Source organism: Micromonospora sp. NBRC 110038 (assembly GCF_020884815.1).
In the GTDB taxonomy this organism is placed as follows: domain Bacteria; phylum Actinomycetota; class Actinomycetes; order Mycobacteriales; family Micromonosporaceae; genus Micromonospora; species Micromonospora haikouensis.
In genome coordinates this window covers 1356782-1380646 of sequence record NZ_BBOL01000001.1, presented here as the reverse complement: position 1 = coordinate 1380646, position 23865 = coordinate 1356782, and the positions used below count along the sequence as shown (strand labels likewise).

General features: G+C 75.2%; 9 protein-coding genes and 1 CRISPR repeat array (1 of these 10 running past the window's edge). Of the genes, 3 read left to right on the top strand and 6 right to left on the bottom strand.

Annotated features, from left to right (window positions below; translation table 11 throughout):
- Nucleotides 1-16: 16 nt before the first annotated feature.
- From LPU61_RS05535 to LPU61_RS05520, 4 genes are all read right to left on the bottom strand, one after another.
- Nucleotides 17-10369, bottom strand: coding sequence for a type I polyketide synthase (locus tag LPU61_RS05535; protein WP_374199602.1), 10353 nt, complete (start codon nt 10367-10369; stop codon nt 17-19).
- A gap of 219 nt (nt 10370-10588) precedes the next feature.
- Nucleotides 10589-11800: a helix-turn-helix transcriptional regulator gene (locus LPU61_RS05530; protein ID WP_229404321.1), complete on the bottom strand. Its 1212-nt coding sequence runs from the start codon at nt 11798-11800 to the stop codon at nt 10589-10591.
- The gene (locus tag LPU61_RS05525) at nt 11787-12092 is read right to left on the bottom strand and encodes a hypothetical protein (protein ID WP_229404320.1); all 306 of its coding nucleotides are present in this window, start codon (nt 12090-12092) and stop codon (nt 11787-11789) included. The genes LPU61_RS05530 and LPU61_RS05525 overlap by 14 nt, the downstream gene beginning before the upstream one ends.
- Entirely contained in the window at nt 12085-12495 is a 411-nt protein-coding gene (locus LPU61_RS05520) for a DivIVA domain-containing protein (protein ID WP_255699902.1), read from the bottom strand. Before LPU61_RS05520 ends, LPU61_RS05525 begins: the two co-directional genes overlap by 8 nt.
- 168 nt (nt 12496-12663) lie before the next feature.
- On the opposite strand from LPU61_RS05520, the gene LPU61_RS05515 reads away from it, so the two are divergent.
- The 3 genes from LPU61_RS05515 (at nt 12664) to LPU61_RS05505 (ending at nt 13973) form a co-directional block, all read left to right on the top strand.
- Nucleotides 12664-13431 (top strand): helix-turn-helix transcriptional regulator, encoded by a 768-nt coding sequence (locus LPU61_RS05515; RefSeq protein ID WP_229404318.1) that lies wholly within the window; start codon nt 12664-12666, stop codon nt 13429-13431.
- Nucleotides 13428-13622, top strand: coding sequence for a DUF397 domain-containing protein (locus LPU61_RS05510; RefSeq protein ID WP_043964297.1), 195 nt, complete (start codon nt 13428-13430; stop codon nt 13620-13622). Before LPU61_RS05515 ends, LPU61_RS05510 begins: the two co-directional genes overlap by 4 nt.
- 144 nt (nt 13623-13766) lie before the next feature.
- Nucleotides 13767-13973 (top strand): DUF397 domain-containing protein, encoded by a 207-nt coding sequence (locus tag LPU61_RS05505; protein WP_229404317.1) that lies wholly within the window; start codon nt 13767-13769, stop codon nt 13971-13973.
- A gap of 278 nt (nt 13974-14251) precedes the next feature.
- Here LPU61_RS05505 and LPU61_RS05500 read toward each other — a convergent pair whose 3' ends face one another.
- Nucleotides 14252-14626 carry a hypothetical protein gene (locus LPU61_RS05500; RefSeq protein ID WP_229404316.1) on the bottom strand — a complete coding sequence of 125 codons (375 nt, stop codon included), beginning with the start codon at nt 14624-14626 and terminating at the stop codon, nt 14252-14254.
- Between the two features lie 977 nt (nt 14627-15603).
- Nucleotides 15604-16488: a CRISPR direct-repeat array (repeat unit 28 nt; unit sequence GGATCACCCCCGCGTGCGCGGGGAACAG).
- Nucleotides 16489-16798: 310 nt separating this feature from the next.
- On the bottom strand, nt 16799-23865 hold the 3' portion of the coding sequence (locus LPU61_RS05495) for a type I polyketide synthase (protein WP_229404315.1). The gene runs 22984 nt beyond the window's last position; the window shows 7067 of its 30051 coding nt (coding positions 22985-30051); its start codon lies beyond the right edge, outside the window; its stop codon occupies nt 16799-16801.

Genomic DNA, 23865 nt, shown 5'->3' with positions numbered 1-23865 from the left:
GTCCGGGACATCCGGGTCAGGCCGTTCCGAGCTCGTCGTCGAGCAGGTGGAAGATCTCCTCCGCGGTGGCGGAGGCGAGCCCGCCGTCGCCGGTGCCGTCGTCGGCCGCGCCCGGCTCGGTGTGCGTCCACGCCGACAGCAGTTCCCGCAGCCGGTCGGCGACGGCGGCGCGGTCGGTGTCGTCGGCGGCGACGGCCCGCATGACCGTCTCCAGCTTGCTCAGCTCGCCGAGCACCGACAGCGCGGACGTGCTGCGCTCGGCGAGCAGCGCGCCCCGCAGGTAGCCGACGAGGGCGGTGGTGGTGGGCCGGTCGTAGACGAGGGTGGACGGCAGCCGCAGCCCGGTGGCGGCGGTGAGCCGGTTGCGGAACTCCACCGCCGTCAGCGAGTCGAAGCCCAGCTCCACGAAGCCCTTGTCGGCGTCGATGTCGCGCAGCGACGCGTACCCGAGGACCGCCGCCGCGTGGGTGCGGACCAGGTCGGACAGCACCCGGTCGCGCTCGGCCTCCGGGGTGGCGGCGAGGGTGTCGCGCAGCGCCGCCGCCGCGTCGGCGGCCGGGGCCGCCGCCGGTGCCGCCGCGCCGGCCGGGCGGACCAGGCCGTGCAGCAGCCGGGGCAGCGCCGGCCCGAGCCGGCCGAGCACCCCGAGATCCAGAGCGACGGGTACGACCACCGGGCCGGCGTGGCGCAGCCCCTCGGTGAACAGCTCCATGCCCTCGTCGGCGTCGAGGGGGCGGAAGCCGCCCCGGCTCATCCGCCGCTCGTCGACGTGACCGGGCCGCCCGCCGGGCAGGTCCGGGTTGGCCCACGGCCCCCACGCCATCGACGTGACGGTGAGCCCGCGCGAGCGCCGATGCTGGGCGAGCGCGTCGAGGAAGGCGTTCGCGGCGGCGTGGTTGGCCTGCCCGGGGCCGCCGAACAGCCCGGACGCCGACGAGAACAGCACGAACGCGGCCAGGTCCAGCTTCTCGGTCAGCTCGTGCAGGTGCCAGGCGGCGTCGACCTTCGGCCCGAGGACGGCGTCGAAGCGGGCCGGGGTGAGCGCCGGCAGCACCCCGTCGTCGAGGACCCCGGCGGCGTGCACGACGCCGACGAGGGGCCGGTCGGCGGGCACCTCGTCGAGCAGCACGGCGAGCGCGTCGCGGTCGGTGACGTCGGCGGCGACCACCTGCGCGACGACGCCGAGGCCGGTCAGCTCGGCGACGAGGTCGGCCGCGCCGGGGGCGTCGGGGCCACTGCGGCTGACCAGCAGCAGCCCACGTACCCCGTGCCGGGTGGCCAGGTGCCGGGCGACGAGCCGGCCGAGCGCGCCGGTCGCGCCGGTGACCAGGACGGTGCCGGCGGACAGGTCGGGGGCCGCCGCCTCGGCCGGCGGCGGGCCGAGCCGGGCCAGCCGGGGCGCGCGGAGCTGCCCGGCGCGCACGGCGAGCTGCGGCTCCCCGGTGGCCAGGGCCGCCGGCAGCGCCGCCGCCGACCGGGGATCGTCGTCCAGGTCGAGCAGGACGATCCGGCCCGGGTGCTCCGACTGGGCGGAGCGCACCAGGCCCCACACGGTCGCGGCGGGCAGGTCGGTGAGCCGGTCGTCGGCGGCCACGGCGACCGCGCCCCGGGTGACCACGACCAGCCGGGCCGCCTCCAGCTCCGGCCGGGCCAGCCAGTCCTGCGCCAGGGCGAGGGCCTCGTGGGCGGCCAGGTGCGCAGCCCGCGCCGGGCCCGGCTCGTCGGCGCGCTGCCCGGTGACGGCGGCGAGCACCGCGTCGGGCCGGGCCGCGCCGCCGGCCACGGCCGCCACCAGCGCATCAAGGCTCGGGTAGGCGTCAACGCCCGGCCACCCGTCGCCTCCTCCGAAGGCTTCGGCGGCGGCCGGACCGAGTGCGGCGAGGGCTACGGGCCGGCCAGCGGCCGGTTCCGGGGTGGCCCAGTCGAGGCGGTGCAGGGACCGGCTGGTGGTGCGGCGGGCGGCGCTGAGCTGGTCGGCGGTGATCGGCCGCAGCACGAGGGCGTCGAGGGAGGCGACGGGCACGCCGCCGGTGTCGGTGACGGTGGCCGCCACCGACCCGCCGGCGGCGGTGAGCCGCACGCGCAGTTCGCGGGCCCGGGTGGGCGCGATCGCCACCCCGGTCCAGGAGAACGGCAGCCCCGGCTGCGCGCCACGGCTCCCGACGTCGCTGCCGGCGTTTCTCTCGGTGCTGTCGGCGTCGGTGCCGGCGGCGGTCTCGCCGTCGGTGCCGGCGCGGCCGAGGGCGCTCGCGCCGATGGCGTGCAGGGCGGCGTCGAGCAGGGCCGGGTGCACGGTGAACGGGGCCGCGTCGCCCGGCGCGTCGGCGTCGAGGGAGACCTCGGCGAGGAGGTCGTCGCCGTGCCGCCAGGCGGCGCGCAGCGCCCGGAACACCGGACCGTAGTGGTAGCCCTGCTCGGCGAGGTGCGGATACAGGGCGTCGAGGTCGATCGGTTCCGCCCCGGGCGGGGGCCACGCGGCGGCCGGGGCGACGGCCACCGGCCGGGTGGGGGCGAGCAGGCCGTGGGCGTGCCGCTGCCACTGCCGGACGGCCGCCCCGGGCTGGTCGCCGCCGTCGCCCATGGACGGGTGGGCCTCGCCGACGGACGAGTGGACGGAGACGGGCCGCAGGCCGTCCTCGCCGGCCGCGCCGACGCGGACCCGCAGGTCGACGTTCCCCTCCTCCGGCACGGCGAGCGGTGCCTCCAGGACCAGCTCGGTGACGTGGGCGGCGTCGAGGTGCCGGCCGCTGAAGGAGGCCAGCTCGACCAGCGCGGTGCCGGGCAGCAGGACGGTGCCGAGCACGGCGTGGTCGGCGAGCCACGGGTGGGTGGCCAGGGAGATCCGGCCGGTGAGTAGCAGGCCCTCGTCGCCCGGCAGGTCGGCCACGGCGCTGAGCAGCGGGTGGTCGGCGGCGTCGAGGCCGACCGACGGCAGCCCGGCCCGGCTCGCGCCGCTGCCCTGCAGCCAGTAGCGGTCCCGCGCGAACGGGTAGGTGGGCAGGTCGACGATTCCGGCCTCGGCGAGGACCTTGGTCAGGTCGACGGGCAGGCCGATGGCGTGCGCGGTGGCGAGGTTGGTCAGCAGTCGGGTCGGGTCGTCGTCACCCCTGCGCAGGCTGCCCAGGGTGTGGCCGGTGACCCCGGCGTCGTCGAGGATCGCCGTCACCGGCATCGTGAGCACGGGGTGCGGGCTGATCTCCACGAACGTGGAGTGCCCGGCCGCGACAGCGACCCGCACGGCCGCGTCGAACTGGACGGTCTGCCGCAGGTTGTCGTACCAGTAGTCCGCCGTCATGCTCTCCGGCTCAACCCAGCCGCCGGTCAGAGTCGACACGAGCCGGACCCGGCCCGGCTGGGGGGCGACGTCGGCCAGATCGGCGCGGAGGCGTTCCGCCACGTCCTGCACCGACGGGGAATGCGACGCGTAGTCCACCGGAATCAACCGGGCCCGGATCCCCTCGGCCTGACAGGCGTCCACCAGGTCGGCCACGGGCTGCGGCGGCCCGGACACCACCACCGTGGCGGGACCGTTCACCGCCGCCACACCCACACCGGGGAACGCGTGGAGGCGTTCGGTGACCGCGTCGGCGGACAGGTCCACCGAGGCCATCGCACCGGTCCCCCGCAGCACCGCCAGGGCCCGCGACCGCAGCGCCACCGTCTTCGCCGCATCCTCCAGGGACAGGATCCCGGCGACACACGCCGCGCCGATCTCACCCTGCGAGTGACCCACCACCGCCTGCGGGGACACGCCCGCGTGCTCCCACACCGCAGCCAGAGCGATACCCACCGCCCACAGGACCGGCTGCACGACCTCGACCCGCTCCAACCACGACTCGTCATCGCCGGTCAACACCGACACCAGGTCGACATCCAGGAACGGGGCGAGGGCCCGCTGACACTCGGCCAGGCGCGCGTCGAACACCGGCGCACGACCGACCAGGCCGGCCGCCATCCGCGCCGACTGCGCACCCTGACCGGGAAACACGAACACCGGCCCGGAACCGTGACCCGACGCCACACCGGACACCACGTTGCCCGCCGGCAGACCACTCGCCAGGGCGTCCAGACCGGCGAGCAGCTCTTCCACGCCCGACCCGACCACCGACGCGCGATGGTCGAACGTGGCGCGGGTGGTGGCGAGGGACCAGGCCAGCGCGGCAGGGTCGAGGGCGTCGCGGTCGCGTACGTGGTTGGCCAGGCGGGCGGCCTGGTCGCGGAGCGCCGCCGCCGACCGGGCCGACACCGGCCAGACGAGGACGTCCGCGTCGACCAGTCCAGGCGCGGGGTCCTCGACCGGGGCGTCGGCGGGTTCCTCCGGCTGCTCGACGATGACGTGGGCGTTGGTGCCGGACATGCCGAACGACGACACCGCCGCCCGACGCGGCCGGTCCACCGCCGGCCACGGCCGCGCCTCGGTGACCAGGTCCACCGCGCCCGCAGACCAGTCGATGTGCGGCGACGGCTCGTCCACATGCAGCGACGCCGGGACGAGGCCGTGCCGCATCGCCTGCACCACCTTGATCACACCCGCCACACCCGCCGCCGCCTGCGCATGACCGATGTTCGACTTGATCGACCCGAGCAGCAGCGGCCGGTCGCCGGGGCGATCCTGCCCATAGGTGGCCAGCAACGCCTGCGCCTCGATCGGGTCACCCAAGGTCGTGCCCGTGCCGTGCGCCTCCACCACGTCCACATCCGACGTGGACAACCGCGCATTCGCCAGGGCCTGCCGGATCACCCGCTGCTGCGACGGACCATTCGGCGCGGTCAACCCGTTCGACGCCCCGTCCTGGTTGACGGCGCTGCCCCGCACCACGGCGAGGACCCGGTGCCCGTTGCGGCGGGCGTCGGAGAGCCGTTCGACGAGGAGCATGCCGACGCCCTCGGACCAGCCCGTCCCGTCGGCCGACGCCGCGAACGACTTGCACCGCCCGTCGGCGGCGAGGCCCTGCTGGCGGGAGAACTCGGCGAACGTGCCGGGGGTGGCCATCACGGTGACGCCGCCGGCCAGGGCCAGGTCGCACTCGCCCCGGCGCAGCGCCTCACCGGCGAGGTGCAGCGCGACGAGGGACGACGAGCAGGCCGTGTCGACGGTGACGGCCGGCCCTTCGAGGCCGAGCGTGTATGCGACCCGGCCGGAGATGATGCTGTGCGCGGCGCCGGTCATCAGGTATCCCTCGGTGCCCTCGGGCACCTCGGTGAGTCCCGTCCCGTAGCCGGAGGTGGACGCGCCGACGAACACGCCCGTACGGCTGCCCTTGAGGCTGCCGGGGTCGAGGCCGGCGCGTTCCAGGACCTCCCAGGAGGCTTCCAGGGTGAGCCGCTGTTGTGGGTCCATGGCGAGGGCCTCGCGCGGCGAGATGCCGAAGAACGCGGGGTCGAAGGCCGGGACGTCGTAGAGGAAGCCGCCGGCCGGGGCGTAGCCGCTGTCCGGGGTGGGGGTGTCCCAGCCCCGGTCGGTGGGGAAGTCGCCGATGGCGTCGACGCCGTCGGTGACGAGCCGCCACAGCTCCTCGGGGCTGCGGGCGTCGCCGGGGTAGCGGCAGGCCATGCCGACGATGGCGACGGGCTCGTCGGTGCTCGCGGCGACGCGGGCCTCGGCGGGCGCGGCGGCGGTGCCGCCGAACGCGGTCTCGCGCAGGTGCCGGGCCAGGTCGGCGGGGGTCGGGTGGTCGAAGACGAGGGTGGACGGCAGGCGCAGCCCGGTGACCTCGTTGAGCCGGGTACGCAGGTCCACGGCGGTGAGCGAGTCGAAGCCGAGGTCGGCGAACGGCCGGCCGCGCAGGTCGTCGGCGGTGGCGTGGCCGAGGACGCGGGCGGTCTGCGCGTTGACGATGGCGAGGAGTTCGCGTTCCTGCTCGGCCTCGGGCAGGTCGGCGAGGTGGCGCAGGGCGTCGGCGACGCCGACCGGCGCGGCGGCGGCCTCGGCGTCGGCTTCGGCGAGGGCCCGCACCTGGGGCAGCTCGGACAGCAGCGGGCTGGGCCGGGTGAGGGTGAACGCCGGGTGGAAGCGTCCCCAGTCGACGTCGGCGACGGTGACGCAGGGGGTGGGCCGGCGCACCGCCCGGTCGAGGGCGACGAGGGCGTGCTGCGGGTCGATGGTGGGCAGGCCCATCCGGTGCAGCGCCTCGGTGGCGGTGTTCTTGGCGGCCATGCCGTCGGCCCCGCCCCACGCGGTCCAGGACACGGCGGTGGCGGCGAGGCCCCGGTCGCGGCGGTGCACGGCGAGCGCGTCGAGCAGCGAGTTGCCGGCCCCGTACGCGCACTGGCCGGCGCTGCCCCACACGCCGGAGATGGAGCTAAACAGCAGGAACGCGGTCAGGGGCCGGTCGGCGAGGCAGTCGTGCAGGTGCAGCGCGCCGAGCACCTTGCCGGCGACGACGTGGGAGAACTCGTCGAGGGTGGTGCCGGTGAGCGGGGTGAGCTGGTCGGTGCCGGCGGCGTGCACGACGGCGGTCAGGTCGGGCAGCGTGTCCAGCAGCGCGGCGACGGCGTCCCGGTCGGTGACGTCGCAGGCGGCGGCGGTGACCCGCCCGTCGTCGGCGTACCCGTCGAGGAGGCCGGGGGTGGCGGCGCCGCGCCGGCCGACGAGGACGACCCGGCGGGCACCCTTGTCGAGCAGCCAGCGGGTGACGTGGCCGCCGAGCGCGCCGGTGCCGCCGGTGACCAGGACGGTGCCGTCGGCCCACCAGTCGGCGGCGGGCCGGTCGGGGGCGGCGGCCGGGGCGAGCCGGCGGCCCCAGACGCCGCCGGGGCGGACGGCGACCTGGTCCTCGCCGCTGCCGCCGGCGAGGACGGCGGCGAGCCGGCGCAGCACGCTCTCGTCGGGGTTGGCCGGCACGTCGACGAGGCCGCCCCAGCGGTGCGGCTGCTCGACGGCGGCGGCCCGGCCGAGGCCCCACACCAGGGTCTGGAGGGGATGCTCGACCCGGTCGGCGGGGCCGGCCTTGACGGCCCCGCTGGTGACGCACCAGACGGGCGCGGCGACGTCGAGGTCGGTGAGGGCCTGGAGCAGCACGAGGGTGGTGGCGGCGGCGACGCTCGTGCCGGGGTGGGCGGGCAGCAGCGCGTCCTGGCCGGCGACGAGGTGCAGCACCCCGGCGACGGGCGCGTCGCCGACGGCGGCGCGCAGCCGGTCGGCGAGCGCGGCCCGGTCGAGGTCGTCGGCCCCGACGCGCAGGGTCGCCGGCTCGTCGCCGCCGGCCCGCAGCAGGCCGGCGAGGCCGTCGGCCCAGGCGGGCGCGGCGTCGGCGGGCAGCACGAGCAGCCAGCGGCCCGCAGGCCGGTCACCCTCGGCGACCGGCACGGGCTTCCACACCACCTGGTACGACCAGCCGTCCGCCACGCCCGAGTCGTGCCGGTCGCGTCGCCAGGCGGCGAGGACGGGCAGCGCGGGCAGCAGGGTGTCCACGGGGTCGGCGTCGCCGGCCGGGGCGGTGCCGAGCTGGTCGCGCAGCGCGTCGACGTCGGCCCGTTCGACGGCCGCCCAGAACGCGGCGTCGGCGGTGGACTCCGTGCCGGCGGGGGCGGGCGGGGCCGTCAGGTCGGGCCAGTAGCGCTCGCGGTGGAACGCGTACCCGGGCAGCCGGACCCGGCGGGGGTCGGCGCCGGCGAACAGTTCCCGCCAGCCGACGGGCACGCCGGCCACGTGCAGCTCGGCGAGCGCGGTGAGCAGGGACGCCGGCTCGGGGCGGTCGCGGCGCAGCAGCGCCACGGCGGCGGTGGGGTCGGCGTCGGGCCCGAGGACCTCCCGGGTCAGGGCGGTGAGCACCCCGCTGGGGCCGACCTCGAGGTAAGTGCCGACGCCGTGGGCGCGCAGCCGCTCGACGCCGTCGGCGAAGCGGACCGCCTCGCGGACGTGCCGCACCCAGTAGTCGGTGCTGCGCAGCGCCTCCGGGTCGGCCAGGTCGCCGGTCAGGTTGGACACGATCGGCAGGGTCGGCGCGCGCAGGTCGAGCCCGGCCACGACGGTCGCGAACCCGGCGAGCATCGGCTCCATCAACGGGCTGTGGAACGCGTGGCTGACCTTCAGCCGCTTGGTCTGCACCCCACGCGCGGTCCACAGGTCCGCGAGTTCGTCGATGGCGGCCTCGGTGCCGGAGACGACCACGGCGGCCGGGCCGTTGACGGCGCCGATCCCGACCGGGCCGGGCAACCCGTCCAACGACTCGGCTACGGATGCCTCGTCAGCGGCGACCGCCAGCATCGCCCCGCCGGCCGGCAGCGCCTGCATCAGCCGCCCCCGGGCGGCGACCAGCGTCGCCGCGTCGGCGAGGCTGAACACCCCGGCGACGTGCGCGGCGGTGATCTCGCCGATGGAGTGGCCGATCAGCACGTCGGGGGTGACGCCCCAGGACTCCAGCAGCCGGTGCAGCGCCACCTCGACCGCGAACAGGCCCGCCTGGGTGAACACCGTCTGGTCCAACAGCGCGGCCTCGGGCGTGCCGGCCTCGGCGAACAGGACGGTCTTCAGCGGCTTCGGCAGCCGGGGGTCGAGGTGCCCGCACACCTCGTCGAGGGCGGCGGCGAACACCGGGAACGCGGCGGCCAGCTCCCGGCCCATGCCGGCGCGCTGCGCACCCTGCCCGGAGAACAGGAACGCCACCTGCCCACCACGCGGGGAGCCGGTGACGAGGCCGGGGGCGGTGTCGCCGGCGGCGAGCGTACGCAGGTCGCGCAGCAGGTCGGCGCGGTCGGCGGCGAGGACGACGGCCCGGTGTTCCAGCGCGCCCCGGGTGGTGACCGACGACCAGCCGAGGTCGGTCAGCCGTGCCCCGGCGGTGTCGAGGTCGGCGTCGAGCCAGTCGGCCCAGCGGCGGGCCTGCGCGGTCAGTCCGGCGGCGTCGCGGGCGGACAGCAGCACCGGGACCAGGCCGGCGGTCGCCACCGGGGCGGGGCCGGCCGGTCGGGTCGCCGGGGCGGCCTCGGCGGGCGGGGTCCCGGGGGCCGCCGGGGCGGCGTCCGGCGTCTCCGCCGGGGCCTCCTCGATGATCACGTGGGCGTTGGTGCCGCTCATCCCGAACGAGGAGACGCCCGCGCGGCGGGGCCGCTCCCCCGCCGGCCAGGGCTGCGCCTCGGTGAGCAGGGACACCGCGCCGGCCGTCCAGTCGACGTGCGGGGTGGGCTCGTCGACGTGCAGGGTGGCGGGAAGCTGACCGTGGCGCAGGGCCAGCACCATCTTGATGACCCCGGCGACGCCGGCGGCGGCCTGCGTGTGGCCGATGTTCGACTTGACCGAGCCGAGCCGCAGCGGCCGGTCCGCCGGGCGGCCCTGCCCGTACGTGGCGAGCAGGGCGGTGGCCTCGATCGGGTCGCCGAGGCTGGTGCCGGTGCCGTGGGCCTCGACGGCGTCCACGTCGGCGGGGGTGAGCCGCGCGCCGGCCAGCGCCTGGAGCACCACCCGCTGCTGGGCGGGCCCGTTGGGGGCGGTCAGCCCGTTGGACGCGCCGTCCTGGTTGACGGCGGAGCCCCGCACGACGGCGAGGACGGGGTGGCCGTTGCGGCGGGCGTCGGACAGCCGCTCGACGAGCAGCACGCCGACGCCCTCGCCCCAGGCGGTGCCGTCGGCGGCCCCCGCGAACGCCTTGACCCGGCCGTCGAAGGCGAGGCCGCGCTGCCGGGAGAAGCCGATGAACGCGGCCGGGGTGGACATGACGGTCGCGCCGCCGGCCAGCGCGAGGGTGCATTCCCCCTGCCGCAGGGCGTGGCAGGCCAGGTGCAGCGCCACCAGCGACGACGAGCAGGCGGTGTCGACGGAGACGGCGGGCCCCTCCACGCCGAGCACGTACGAGATGCGGCCGGAGACGACGCTGGCGGCGGTGCCGGTGAGGACGTATCCCTCGACGCCGGGCGGGGGCGACTGGAGCAGCGCCGCGTAGTCCTGGCCGGTGGTGCTGGCGAAGACGCCGACCTGGTGGCCGCGCAGCGTCGCCGGGTCGATGCCGGCGTGCTCGAACGCCTCCCAGGACGTCTCCAGCAGCAGTCGCTGCTGCGGGTCCATGCCCAGCGCCTCGCGCGGGGAGATGCCGAAGAAGCCGGCGTCGAATTCGGTGGCCGAGTCGAGGAAGCCGCCCTGCCCCACGTACGAGGTGCCGGGGTGGTCGGGGTCGGGATGGACGAGCCGGTCGACGTCCCAGCCCCGGTCGGCGGGGAAGTCGGAGATGGCGTCGCGGCCCTCGGCGACGAGCCGCCACAGGTCCTCGGGGGACCGCACGCCGCCCGGGAACCGGCACCCGATGCCGACGATGGCGATGGGCTCCCGGTGGGCCGCCTCCAGCTCCCCGAGTTTCCTCTTCGTCTGGTGCAGATCCGCGGTAACCCATTTCAGGTATTCCCGGAGAGTGTCCTCAGTCGCCATTGCCGCCACCTCTTCGGGCCGGAAAAACCAGGCGGCCCAATACCGTCGACAGACGCCTCAAGCCGCAAAAACCAGAGCCCACGAACCGACCAGAAATTGCCAGACAAACACCACTGCAACACAGACCAGGTCCTACGTACCGGAGGAAGGTATTTGGCCCCGGACGGCGCTGCCAACCCCTAGCGGGCCCCTACCACGGCCCCTGGGCCGGGCCTCGCTGTCCGGCCGTCACCCGAGCCCGAGGGCCGCGGCGAGCCGGGCCACGTCCGCCGGGACCGGCTCGCGGCGCGCCAGGTCGGTGAGCAGCGTACGGGCCACCGGCCGTAACCGGACCTCGGCCGGCGCGGTCCGGTCCGCGTCGACCAGGGCCCGCCCGGCGGCGAGCGGGTCGCCGGCCCGGAGGTGCCCGCGGCCGGCGTCGAGCAGGTACGCCGCCCGGTGCTCGGCGGGCAACCGTCGCCAGTGGTCCGCGCCGACGACCCGCTCGTGCAGGAGCGCCGCCTCGCCGCCGTTGCCCAGCTCGACGGCGGCGGCGACCCGGGCCATCCGCACCGCCGTGGGGCCGAACCCGGTCCAGTGCCGGTCGTGCTCCTCGCCGGTCTCGCCGGTCTCGTCGGCGATCCGGGCCGCCTGGTCGACCAGTTCCGCTGCGCCGCGTTCGTCGCCTGCTCCGGCGGCGGCCAGGGCGGCCTGGACCAGCAGCGTTCCGTGCAGCGCCAGGCCCGGGGACAAGCCGTCGCGCCGCGCCTCGGGGGCGATGCGGTGCGCGGCGGCGACCGTGACGGCCAGCGCCGGCCGGGGCCGGCCGAGTGCGCGCAGCGCCTGCCCCAGCGGCACGGCGGCCGTCGCGACCAGCACCGGGTTGCCGGCGGCCACGGCCATGGCCCGGTCGGCGGCCAGCCAGCCGAGGTCGCCCACGCCGAGCTTCACCAACACCGACGACGTGATCCGGTACGCCTGCACCAGCAGCTCCGCAGCGCCGTCACCCTGAGTGGAGTGGGCGTGTTGGGTCTCGCCGAGCAGTTCCGGCAGCACCCGCAACAGTTGGGGATAGTCGGCGTGCTGGTAGGTCAGCCAGGCGTGCCGTATCCGCTGGTCCAGCTCGCCGACCGGCGGTGCCGCCTGCCGCGCCTGCGGCCCGGCCAAAGCGGCGTCGTAGCGGTCGAGGGCCGCGCGCAGCCCGTCGACGCCCTGCGCGGCGGCGCGGGCGGCCTGCGACGGCAGCGCGTCGCGGCCGAGCAGCGCCACCGGGTCGACGCGCAGCACGGCGGCGAGGTCCTGGATGACGGTGTACCGGTCGAGGGCGCGGACCCCGCGTTCGACCTTGTCGACCCAGCTCTTCGACTTGCCGAGCCGGTCGGCGAGCATCTGCTGCGTCATCCGCCGCCGGACCCGCAGCCGGGCGACCCGGCGTCCGATCGGCGGCTCACGGCTGGTCACGACGCCACCGCCCATCGGGTACGGCCCGGGGGCTCTCCTCGACGGCCCACATCTCCAACGGCCGGGTGCACCAGCCGACGATCCGGTCGGTTATCTCGGCGCTGCTCATGCCGGTGATCTCCGCGTGGGCGTCGGGGAGGTACGAGGCCAGGTAGCGGACGAGGGTCCTGACGTTGCACTGGCACAGCTCCTTGAGCTGGCGCTTACGGGCCAGGCACGGCCACGGGTCGCCGCAGACCAGGCAGTTCCAGTCCGGCCGCGACGGGCCGTGCAGCGCCGGGTAGTCAGTCATCGCCCGGCCTTTCCCCCGGCCGGCGGTGGCAGCCCTGCCGGCGGGGCGAGTAGGGCGGCCACAGGGGCGGGCGTCGGTACTCGTTCCGGGGCCGCCGCGCCGAGGGGCCGGGCCGCCAGCGCTCGGCGCGGAGTTCCGCCGCGTCCTCCCGGTGGCGGCGGGCCTCGTCCTGGGCGGCGACGAGCTGCCGGTAGAGGGCGTCGAGGTCGGCCTCCAACCGGCGCAGGAACCTGCGGACGGCCTCCGGGTCGAAGCCGCGCCGACCGAACCGGGTCAACGGGAACTCCTGCCACCGGACGTCGGCAGGGGTCAGCAGACCCCGGCGGGACTGGTAGACCGCACCGCCCTCGATAGCAGGATCTTCCCCAACCGGCCCGGCTGGTTCATCTTCTTTGGGATCCATGTGCCTCCGGCCTTCGCTGTCGAGAACGCTTCGCGGCCCGGCCACCCTGTCCTCACACTTTCCGACCAGCGGGGGCCACTTACCCGACACGTTGCCGACAGCGACGGGATCAGTACACGACGTTGTCATATGCTCAGGATTGTTCGGGACGTCCATGTTGGAGGCAGGATGAACCTGGCACTTCAAGCGGCCATGACCGAGGCCGGCGAGACGGCAGAGAGTCTTGCAGCTCAGACAGGGGTGGATCCGAAGACCGCAGCGCGGTGGATCTCCCCGGGACGCGTGCCGCAACCTCGTCGACGTGTGGCGGTGGCCGCCGTCCTGGGCCGGGACATAAATGACCTATGGCCCGATGTCCTGAAGCGGCGCGAGCCGCAGTGGCTGAGAAAGTGGGTCGACTGGGAGCGCGAAGCAGTCGCGCTACGGTGGTTCGAGCACGCCTGGGTGCCCGGCTTACTCCAGACCGAGGCGTACGCGCGAGCAACACTGGCTCACAACCTCCTGGCCCCGAACGAGATCGAAGAGCGCGTCGCGTCAAGGCTCGAACGAAGCGCCATCCTCTACAGCAACAAGCCCGTGCAGCTCGTCGCCGTCATCGACGTCATGGTCCTGCGGCGTCCCTTGAAGAGTCACCCCGCCGCGATGAAGGCGCAGCTCGCCCACCTGGCTGAGATGGCTGAGCTGCCACACGTACAGATTCACGTGGTTGGTGAAGACGCGGGGCTCTACCCTGGCCTACAGGGTGGATTTATCCTGGGCACACTGGGCGACGGCTCGGTGGTCGCGCACCTCGATCACCAGGTGCGAGCACAGGTGGTGGACCAAGCGGAAGACCTGGTTGCCCTCCAGCAAACGTGGGAGGCGGTCAGGGGCGAAGCGTTCTCCCGTAAGCAGTCACTCAGCCTGATCAAGGAAGCAGCGCAGACATGGACATGACCGACGCCAAGTGGCGCAAGAGCAGCCGCAGCGGCTCCAACGGCGGTTCGTGCGTCGAGGTCGCCGACAACCTGCCGGGCATCGTCCTGGTTCGGGACACGAAGGACCGTGAAGGCGGCACCCTAGACTTCACGCCGGGCAACTGGCAGTCGTTCGTCAACCTGGCCAAGCAGATCGGGCCGGTCGGCTGATCAGCACGACGAGAAGCCCCAGACCACCCGGCAAAGTGCGGCCTGGGGTTTCTCTTGTAGCCCCCATAAAGCTCCGATCGCCTGCTGCCCGCGGAAGCTCCTCGACCACTTGATCGACATACACCGAGTGTGAGGGAGGCGAAAGTGAGCGTTCTGGACACGGGTGCCGCGACGTGGCGGACGAGCACTCGCAGCGGCGCAAATGGCAACTGCGTAGAAGTCGCCCGGCTCGCCAGCGCTGTTGCACTGCGTGACAGCAAGGACCCATCGGGGCCAGCGTTGGTGTTCATGCCCCAGGAGTGGGCGGCTTTCATCGAAGGCGCCAAGGATGGGGAATTCGATCGAGGCTGACCAACTTACCGAATGACACCCAATCTTTAGATCGTGACACGTTCCGCCTCGATCACCAGGTGCGAGCGCAGGCGGTGGACGAAGCAGAGGACTTCGTTCCCCTCCAGCGGGCCGCAGCGGCTCCAACGGCGGTTCGCGCGTCGCGGCTGCTGTTGCCGTTGACGAATGCTGGACTTCTGTCTCGTCGGCGCGCAAGCCTCGCCGCGCCCCCGCCGAGCGCAAGTATCACCGCTTGCCAACGCAAGTTTTCAAACTGGCCGGCCGGTTCGTGCTCCTGTTCAGCGCATCGAGATTAGCGCCTGCTCGATGTGCTCGAAGATGTCCGAATCCGTCTCCTGCTGCCACTCTGGCATCTCCGACCAGTCGGCCACGTAGGAGGGCTTCGGGTTTGGAAAGTGCCTGAATATCTGCGCAGTCCAGCACAGGGCGACGAAGCGACCCTTCTGTTCACGGGTCAACTTTGCGGTTGCACCCTCGGCCACCTCGATGAACTGACGAACCTGCTCGTACACTGTGGCGGCGCTTACCCGTTCCCATTCGGGCGTGGCTTCCCAGGGCGCGACGTAGCCCGGCTTCGGTTCACCGGGATAGCGCTTACGGACTCCGGCGATCCATGCCTCGCGGAACGCACGCCCCGGTTCTTCGACCTGCACGCTGACCCTCCTGTGGTACGTCAATCCCTTGCCCTCACCAGGGCATTGATCTGGCTGTTGAGATGCATGTGAGTGTCGGCAAGGAACGGCTGCTGATGCTGTGTCGATCTGGTTCTCGTGCCGTAGGTCGCCCGCAGGTAGGCGTTGACCACCTCGGCGACCTCCTGCCGGGACATCCGTCGGCCTGAACCACTCGGGGACAGAAGTCGGCGACGGGCGTCACTGAGCAGAGTGTTGGGGCCATCCGACCGACCGAGCTTCGGAGCCATCCCATCGCCACCCTTCAAAACGATCTGGCAGTCCCTTCGGGCAGCCCACAGAGGTCTCCGCCACCCCTTACCCGGCCTGCTGGGACTCGACTGCGTCTCGCTGGACGGGTCCACCACCGGAGCGCCACGCCAGGATGCCAGCGTAGGCGAGCGATCACAAGCGGTAGCCGACATGGCGGACGCTGTCCGCCATGTCGTTGTCGCTGCAGACCCCGCGTGGTCCTCTCCCGAGGCTGCCCCGCTCACGCGCCCGCTCCCTGGTCGGTCGCCGCCTCGTAGAGGGCGTCGGCGAGCGCCATGATGACAGCGTTCATGCCAGGGCCGTCGCTGAAAATGTAGTCGGCCATGGTGTTGTGGCCTCCTGGTTGTTGACGGCTGCCTCAGCTGAGTAGCCACAACGGCGGCCGGACGGGCCACGACTCGAATGAAGCGCCGCCCTCTTCAGGACAGTTCGTCGCCGTCATCGCCATATGGGTGCTGCACCGGCCCATAAAGAGTCACCCCGCCCCGACAACCTTGGACACTTATCGTCCCATGTAGACAGGAGGTGTCCAAGATCCCCCAAGAGCAGTTCACCCGCCAGGTCGAGCAGATCGGGTCAGTACGATGAGAGAAGATCATGGATGGCTGGTCGAATAGGTCCGTGCATGGTCGGAACGTCGGCGCTTGTCAGCTCGCATCGGCCCTGGTTCGGTCACGCCCAAACGCGGATCACCCCCGCGTGCGCGGGGAACAGTTGACGGCAGCGGCCTCCAACAGTTCAATGGCCGGATCACCCCCGCGTGCGCGGGGAACAGCGCACCAACCGGGCGCAGACCGCGCTGGAGGTGGGATCACCCCCGCGTGCGCGGGGAACAGAGGTGGTGACGAACGGGGGCATGGCGTACCTCCGGATCACCCCCGCGTGCGCGGGGAACAGGCGATCGCCGAGGCCGAGGAGTGGGCGACCCACGGATCACCCCCGCGTGCGCGGGGAACAGAAGCGGGTCCGGTCGACCACGCCCCACATCTGCGGATCACCCCCGCGTGCGCGGGGAACAGGAGGGGTTGCCGGAATTCGGGGACATGGGGACGGGATCACCCCCGCGTGCGCGGAGAACAGCAAGACGACCTCGACGTGACCGTGATCGACGAGGGATCACCCCCGGCGTGCGCGGGGAACAGTCGACGCCAGCCGACCACGCGCGCTGGACGCCGGGATCACCCCCGCGTGCGCGGGGAACAGGAGTGGCACCTGGCCGTCCTCGGCCCGGGCGGGGGATCACCCCCGCATGCGCGGGGAACAGGCGCAGTCCCTCGCCGCCGGCGAGACTGGAGCGGGATCACCCCCGCGTGCGCGGGGAACAGGTCGCATCCTGGGGCTGTAGCAGGCCCAAGGGTTGGGATCACCCCCGCGTGCGCGGGGAACAGTCTGCGACCGCGCGCAGGTACTCGCCGCGCCACGGATCACCCCCGCGTGCGCGGGGAACAGCTGACGTCGAACGGGCCCGGGCAAGGCGCGTCGGGATCACCCCCGCGTGCGCGGGGAACAGCACACGGAGGGCACCGAGCCGACCCCCGGGACCGGATCACCCCCGCGTGCGCGGGGAACAGGCTTCCTGACCTGCACCGCTAAAGATCAACAACGCCGATTTCATTCACTTGCCCGCCCAAGATCCCTCCACCCGTCCGCCGGTTGCTGGTGACAAGGTACCGCTGACTTGCCGCGCTTGGCGCGCACTCGCCCCCGCTCCTACCATCCCCACCACCCACGACTGCCACCGTTCGGCAACTCCATCCTGGAGTCGTTGGCCCCCGCCGGAGGCAGCCCTAACCCAGGCCACCCGGCAAGGGGCGGCCTGGCTTCTATCTGTCGTTCTCCACAACGACCGCCAACGGAAGCCTCACCAGGCGGTCGAATCGGTCAGAAGCCTCCACCCAGGTTGCCGTCGGGGCCGCCCAGCTCCCGGTGGATGAAGTCGAACAGCTCGGCATCGCTGGCCGCGTCGAGCGTCGGTGCCACCGGCGCGTCGACCGGCGCGGGCCGGTCGTCGCCCCAGCGGGCCAGGAACGCCTGCATCTGCACCAGCAGCTTCTGCCGGGTGAGCTGGTCGGGCGCGCTGGCGGCGAACAGCCCGTCCAGCTTCTCCAGCTCGGACAGCAGCCCCTCGGTGGCCGTCGCCCCGTCGGCCACCACGAGCGTACGCAGGTGCCGGGCCAGGGCCAGCGGCGTCGGGTAGTCGAAGACGACGCTGGCCGGCAGGGTCGCCCCGGTGGCCGCCCGGAGCCGGTTGCGCAGCTCCACGGCGGTCATCGAGTCGAAGCCGACCTCCCGGAACGCCCGTCCCGGGCCGAGGTCACCGGCGTCGGGCAGGCCGAGCACCGCCGCCGCCTGGGCGGCGACGAGGTCGACGAGCACGGCGTCGCGTTCGGCGTCGGTGAGCGGGCGCAGCCGGTCCCGCAGCGCGTCGGCGGCCCCGTCGTCGGCCGGTTCGGCGCTGTGCAGGCCGCGCAGCGCCTCCCGGGCCTCGGGGACCTCCCCGAACAGCGGCCGGGCCCGCACGGCGGCGATGGCCGGCACGAACCGGTCCCACCGTACGTCGGCCACCACGACCTGCGCGCCGTCGGCGACGGCCTGCCGCAGCGCGGCGGTGGCCAGGTCGGGGGCCATGCCGGGCAGGCCCCGCCGGCTGAGCTGGTCGAGGTCGGCGTCGGCGAGCCCGTCGGCCCAGGGGCCGAACGCCACCGACGCCACCGGCAGCCCGGCCCGCCGCCGGTTCTCGGCGAGCACCTGGAGCAGGGCGTCGCCGGCCGCCTGGCCGGACCGCCCGCCGGAGCCCCACACCCCGGAGGTGGAGGAGCAGAGCACCAGCGCGCCGAGGGCCGCGCCCTCCAGCTCGTCGGCGTAGCGGGGGATGTCGCCGACGGTGGCGACGAGGTCGGCGGCGAGGCCGGCGAGGGTCAGCTCCGCCAGCGGCACGGTGCCGGTGTCGGCGGGCACGTGCAGCAGCGCCGTCACCGGCCGCCCGTCGGCGGCGAGCTGCTCCATCCGGTCGGTGAGTTTCCCGCCGGCCGGCTGGTCCAGCGGCACCACGGCCGCGCCCTGCCGGCCCAGCCAGGCCGTGGCGTGGCCGGCGACGGTGCCCGCCCCGCCGGTGACGAGGACGGTGCCGTGCGGCGTCCAGCCGCCGCCCGTACCCTCGGCCGGGTCGGTGGCCCGGACCAACCGCCGCGCGTACGCGCCCGGGGCACGGACAGCGAGCTGGTCCTCCCCCTCGGTGTTGGTGAGCGCGGCGACCAGCCCGGCGGCGAGGTCGGCGGTGACCGTGCCGGGCAGGTCGACGAGGCCGCCGACGTGCCGGGGGTGTTCCAGGGCGGCGGCCAGGCCGAGGCCCCAGGTGGTGGCCTGCCACGGCCGGGCGGCCGGCGCGTCGTCGGTGGCGACGGCCCCGGCGGTGGCCAGCCACAGCGGCAGCGGCACCTCGGCCGGCAGGCCGGTGTGCGCCTGCAACAGCAGCAGGTTCGCCGCGAGGCCGGCGGGCAGGGCGTCCTGACCGGGGTGCGGGGCCTCGTCGAGGGCGAGCAGGGACAGCAGCCCGGTCGGCTGGTGCGTGGCGCAGGCCAGCGCCAGGTCGGCGGCGAGGCCGTCCCGGTCGACGGTGGCCGGGTCCACGGTGAGCAGGTGCACGGCCGCCCCGCCGGCGCGCAGCGCGTCGGCGACCGCGTCAGCGGCCTCCCGGGGCGGCGCGACGACCAGCCAGGTGCCCGGGTCCCCGGCGGTGAGCCGCTGGGGCCGCCAGGTGACCCGGTACCGCCAACCGGCGATCGTGTCGTCCTCGTGCTGGCGGCGTCGCCACGACTCCAGCTCCGGCAGGAGGTCCCGCAGGGGCTGGCTGGTGTCGATGCCGAGCCGGTCCAGGTCGCCGTCGGTGACCGCCCGCCAGAACGCGGCATCGGCCCGGTCCGCCCCGGCCGGCGCGGCGGTCAGGGTGGGCCAGTAGCGCTGCGGCTGGAACGCGTACGTGGGCAGCTCCGGCAGGTCGCGCGGGGCCGGTCGGGGGCCGGCGAGCGAGGCGAGCAGCGCCGCCCAGTCGAGGTCCCGGCCGGTCGCGTAGCGGGTGGCGAGGGCGGCGAGCAGCGCCGCCGGCTCCGGCACGCCGGCCCGCAGGGCGGCCACGGCGGTGGCGTCGTCGGGCAGCAGCTCCGCGTTCATCGCGGTGAGCACGGCGGCGGGGCCGATTTCGAGGTACGTGTCGACGCCCGCCCCGCGCAGCGCGGCGATCCCGTCGGCGTAGCGGACGGCCTCCCGGACGTGCCGCACCCAGTAGTCGGCGGTGCGCAGGTCGTCGCCTACGGCGAGCGCCCCGGTCAGGTTCGACACCACCGGCACCAGCGGCGCGGCGAAGGTGAGCGTCTCCAACACGGCCCGGAACTCGGCCAGCATCGGCTCCATCAGCGGGCTGTGGAACGCGTGGCTGACCGTGAGCCGGCGCGTCCGGATGCCCCGGTCCCGCCAGGCCCGCTCGATCTCGTCGAGGGCCGCGACGGCACCGGAGACGACCACCGACGTGGGCCCGTTGACGGCGGCGATCCCGACGTCGGCGCGACCGGCGATCGAGGCGAACACGTCGGCCTCGGCCGCGTTGACCGCCAGCATCCCGCCCCCGGCCGGCAACGCCTGCATCAACCGACCCCGCGCCGCCACCAGGGCACACGCGTCGGCCAGAGACAACACCCCCGCCACGTGCGCGGCGGTGATCTCACCGACCGAGTGGCCGCCGACGAAGTCCGGCACCACCCCGAACGACTCCACCAGGCGGAACAACGCCACCTCGACGGCGAACAGGCCCGCCTGCGTGAAGACGGTCTGGTCCAGCAGGTCGGCCTCGGTGGAACCCGCGTCCGCGAACAGCACCGGCCGCAGCGGCTGCGGCAGCAGCGGATCCAGGTGGGCGCACACCTCGTCCAGCGCGGCGGCGAACACCGGGAACGCCGCGTACAACTCCCGGCCCATGCCGGCACGCTGCGCGCCCTGGCCGGAGAACAGGACGGCGGTGCCGCCCGTCGCCGTCGGGGCGGGCCCGACGAGGGCGGGGTGGGTGCTGCCGGCGGCGAGGGCCCGCAGCGCCGCGAGCCGGGTCTCCGGGTCGGCGGCGACGACCGTCGCCCGGTGGGTCAGGTGCGCCCGGCCCTCGACCAGCGCCCAGGCGACCGCCCCGGCGTCGGCCGCATCGGCACCGACCGTGCCGGCGTCGGCCGTACCGTCGCCCGGGGTTGCCGGGTCGGGGCCGGCCGGGGTCGTCGGGCCGGCGAGCCGGCGGGCCAGCCGGTCGGCCTGGTCGCGCAGCCCGGCGGCCGTGGCGGCGGAGACCGGCCAGGGCAGCGCCGCGCCGCCCGCCGCCGACCGCTCGCCAAGGCCGGCGGACCCGGCGAGGCCGACAGGCTCGACGGACCCAGCGGGGTCGACCGGCTCCTCCGCTGGTGCCTGTTCGAGGATCACGTGGGCGTTGGTGCCGGAGATACCGAACGACGACACGCCGGCCCGGCGGGGGCGGCCGTCGGCGTCCCACGGGCGGGCCTCGGTGAGCAGCGCCAGCGGGGACGCCGCCCAGTCCACGTGCGGCGACGGCTCGTCGGCGTGCAGGGTCGCCGGCAGGGTGCCGTGCCGCAGCGCGAGCACCATCTTGATCAGGCTGGCCGCGCCGGCCGCCGCCTGGGTGTGCCCGATGTTCGACTTCACCGAGCCCAGCCACAGGGGACGGTCGGCGGGCCGGTCCGGCCCGTACGCGGCCGTCAGCGCCTGCGCCTCGATCGGGTCGCCGAGGGTGGTGCCGGTGCCGTGGGCCTCGACGACGTCGACGTCCGCCGGGGTGAGCCCGGCGTTGGCGAGGGCCTGCCGGATCACCCGCTGCTGCGCGGGCCCGTTCGGGGCGGTGAGCCCGTTGGACGCGCCGTCCTGGTTGACGGCGCTACCGGCCACCACGGCCAGGATCCGGCGGCCGTCGCGGCGGGCGTCGGAAAGCCGTTGCAGGAGCAGGACGCCGACGCCCTCGCCCCAGCCGGTGCCGTCCGCGTCCGCGCCGAACGCCTTGACCCGCCCGTCGGCGGCGAGGCCGCGCTGCCGGGAGAACTCCAGGAACGCCCCCGGCGTCGACATGACGGTCACGCCGCCCGCGAGGGCCAGGTCGCACTCGCCGGAGCGCAGCGCCTGCGCCGCCAGGTGCAGCGCGACCAGCGACGACGAGCACGCCGTGTCGACGGTGACCGCCGGCCCGTGCAGCCCGAACGAGTACGCCAGCCGGCCGGACACCACGGACGCGCCGTTGCCGGTGGCCTGGTAGCCCTCCACCTCGGAGCGGGCGCCCAGCAGCAGGGTCGCGTAGTCCTGCCCGTTGGTGCCCATGAAGACGCCGGTGGCGGAGCCGCGTACCCGGTGCGGGTCGATGCCGGCCCGCTCGAACGTCTCCCAGGTGGTGTGCAGCAGCAGCCGCTGCTGCGGGTCCATGGCCAGGGCCTCGCGGGGGTTGATGCCGAAGAACGCGGCGTCGAAGTCGGCCACGCCGTCGAGGAACCCGCCGCTGCGGGCGTAGCTGGTGCCCACCCGGTCCGGGTCGGCGTCGAACAGGGCGGCGAGGTCCCAGCCCCGGTCGGTGGGCATCGGCCCGATCGCGTCGCCGCCGTCGAGCAGCAGCCGCCACAGCTCCTGCGGCGACGACACCCCGCCGGGGAAGCGGCAGGCCATCGAGACGATGGCGATGGGTTCGTCGGCCGCCGGCCGGGCCGCGACCACCCCGACCGCCGGGTCGGCGTCGGCCGCGCCGGCCACCAGTTCGGTACGCAGGAACCGGGCCAGCTCCGTCGCCGACGGATGGTCGAAGACGACGGTCGACGGCAGGGTCAGCCCGGTGGCCCGGCCCAGCCGGTCCCGCAGTTGCACGGCGGCGAGGCTGTCGAAGCCGAGTTCCCGGAACGCCCGGCCGGCGGGCACCTGGTCGGTGGAGTCGTGCCCGAGCACCGCCGCCGCCTCGGCGCGTACCAGGTCGACCAGCAGGTTCTCCTGGCCGGTGGCCGGCAGCGCGGCCAGCCGCGCCCGCAGGCCGCTCGTGGCGGCGTCGGCCTCCGGCCGCTGCGCCTCGGGGGCGGGAGCCGGGGCGACCCGGTCGAACAGGCGGCTCGGCCGGGCCGCGGTGAACGCGGCGACGAACCGGGACCAGTCCACGTCGGCCACGACCGGCGCGGGCTCGGGGGCGTTGACCCAGCGGCCCAGCGCCGCGACGGCGGCCTCGGGCGCGAGGGGGGTGAACCCACGGCGGCGCAGGCCCTCGGCGGTCTCCCCGGCGGCCATGCCGTCGGCCGCCCACGGGCCGTAGGCGAGGGCGGTGGCGGGCAGCCCCTCGGCCCGGCGGGCGGCGACGAGGGCGTCGAGCAGGGCGTTGCCGGCGGCGTAGCCGGCCTGGCCGCCGCCGCCCCAGACGCCGGCGACGGAGGAGAACACGACGAACGCGTCGAGGTCCCGGCTGCGGCAGGCGGCGTCCAGGTGCAGGGCCCCGAGCACCTTCCCGGCGAGGGTCGCCGACAGGTCGGCGGCGGTCACCTCGTGTGCCGGCGCGGTCCCGCCGGACGCGCCTGCGGTGTGCACGACGGCGGTGAGCGCGGGCAGCCCGGCGACGAGGGTGTCGACGGCGGCGGCGTCGGTGACGTCGCAGGCGACGACCCGCACCGCCCCGGCCAGCTCCTCGATCAACTCGGCGGCACCGGGGGCGTCCGCGCCACGCCGGGACGCGAGCACCACCTCGGCCGCCCCGTTGGCCAGCAACCACCGCACCGTGTGCCGACCCAACGCACCCGTACCACCGGTGACCAGCACCGTCCCCGACGGACGCCACCCCGACCCCACCGGCGGCGCGGCGGGCACCAGCCGCCGGCCGAAGACGCCGTTGCGGCGGATCGCCACCTGGTCCAAGGTGCCGTCGGCGAGCACCGCGACGAGCGCGGCGCGGGTGCTGCGGTCGGCGCGGGCGGGCAGGTCGACCAGCCCACCCCAGCGGTCGGGCTGTTCCAGGGCGACGGCGCGACCGAGGCCCCAGGCGAGCGCCGCCCAGGCGTCGGCGGCCCGCTCGCCGGCCGTGACCGGCATGGCGGCGCGGCTGAGCGCCCACACCCTGCCGGGCAGGCCCGTGTCGGTCAGCGCCTGGACGAGCGCGAGCAGCGCCGCCGTGCCGGCCGGCACGCCCGGCGCGTCCGGGAGTGCGGCGTCCTGCCGGGGCAGCACGCACAGCACGCCCGCCCAGCCGTCGACGCCGGTGCGGCGCAGCCGCTCGCCCAGCTCCGCCCGGTCGGGGGACGGCGGGGCGGTCAGCGTGTCGACGGTCGCGCCGGCCTCGGTGAGCGTTTTCGCGACGCCCGCGTCGGTGCCGCCGCCGACGGTGACGACGAGCCACCGGCCGGTCAGCCCGGCGGCCGGCGCGGGCCGCACGGGCTCCCACCCGATGCGGTACGACCAGCCGTCGAGCGCGGTGTCGCGGGTGCGCGCCTGCCGCCAGTGCGACAGCGCGGGCAGGGCCGAGCTGAGCGCGTCCAGGTCGGCGTCGTCGCCGAGCTGGGCGGCGAGGGCGGTGAGGTCGCCGCGTTCGACGGCGGCCCAGAACTCGGCGTCCCCGCCGTCGGTGTCCTTGCGGGGGCGCGGCAGCGCCTCGGGCCAGAACCGCTGGTGCTGGAACGCGTACGTCGGCAGGTCGATGCGGGACGCGCCCGTGCCGGCGAACCACTGCCGCCACGTCACCGGCACACCGTTGACGTGCAGCTCGGCCAGGGCGGCGAGCAGCGCGGTCGCCTCGGGCCGGTCCCGGCGCTGGGCGGCGACGGTCAGCACGCCCTCGTCGCCGGGCAGCGCGTCGGCGGCCAGAGCAGTCAACACGCTCTGCGGCCCCACCTCCAGGAACGTGTCCGCCCCGGCGGCGCGCAGGGCGGCGACCCCGTCGGCGAACCGGA

Coding starts and splice junctions, on each gene's coding strand:
- LPU61_RS05525 (WP_229404320.1), bottom strand. CDS start 12,092: ATGACTGACTACCCGGCGCTGCACGGCCCGTCGCGGCCGGACTGGAAC.
- LPU61_RS05520 (WP_255699902.1), bottom strand. CDS start 12,495: ATGGATCCCAAAGAAGATGAACCAGCCGGGCCGGTTGGGGAAGATCCT.
- LPU61_RS05515 (WP_229404318.1), top strand. CDS start 12,664: ATGAACCTGGCACTTCAAGCGGCCATGACCGAGGCCGGCGAGACGGCA.
- LPU61_RS05510 (WP_043964297.1), top strand. CDS start 13,428: ATGACCGACGCCAAGTGGCGCAAGAGCAGCCGCAGCGGCTCCAACGGC.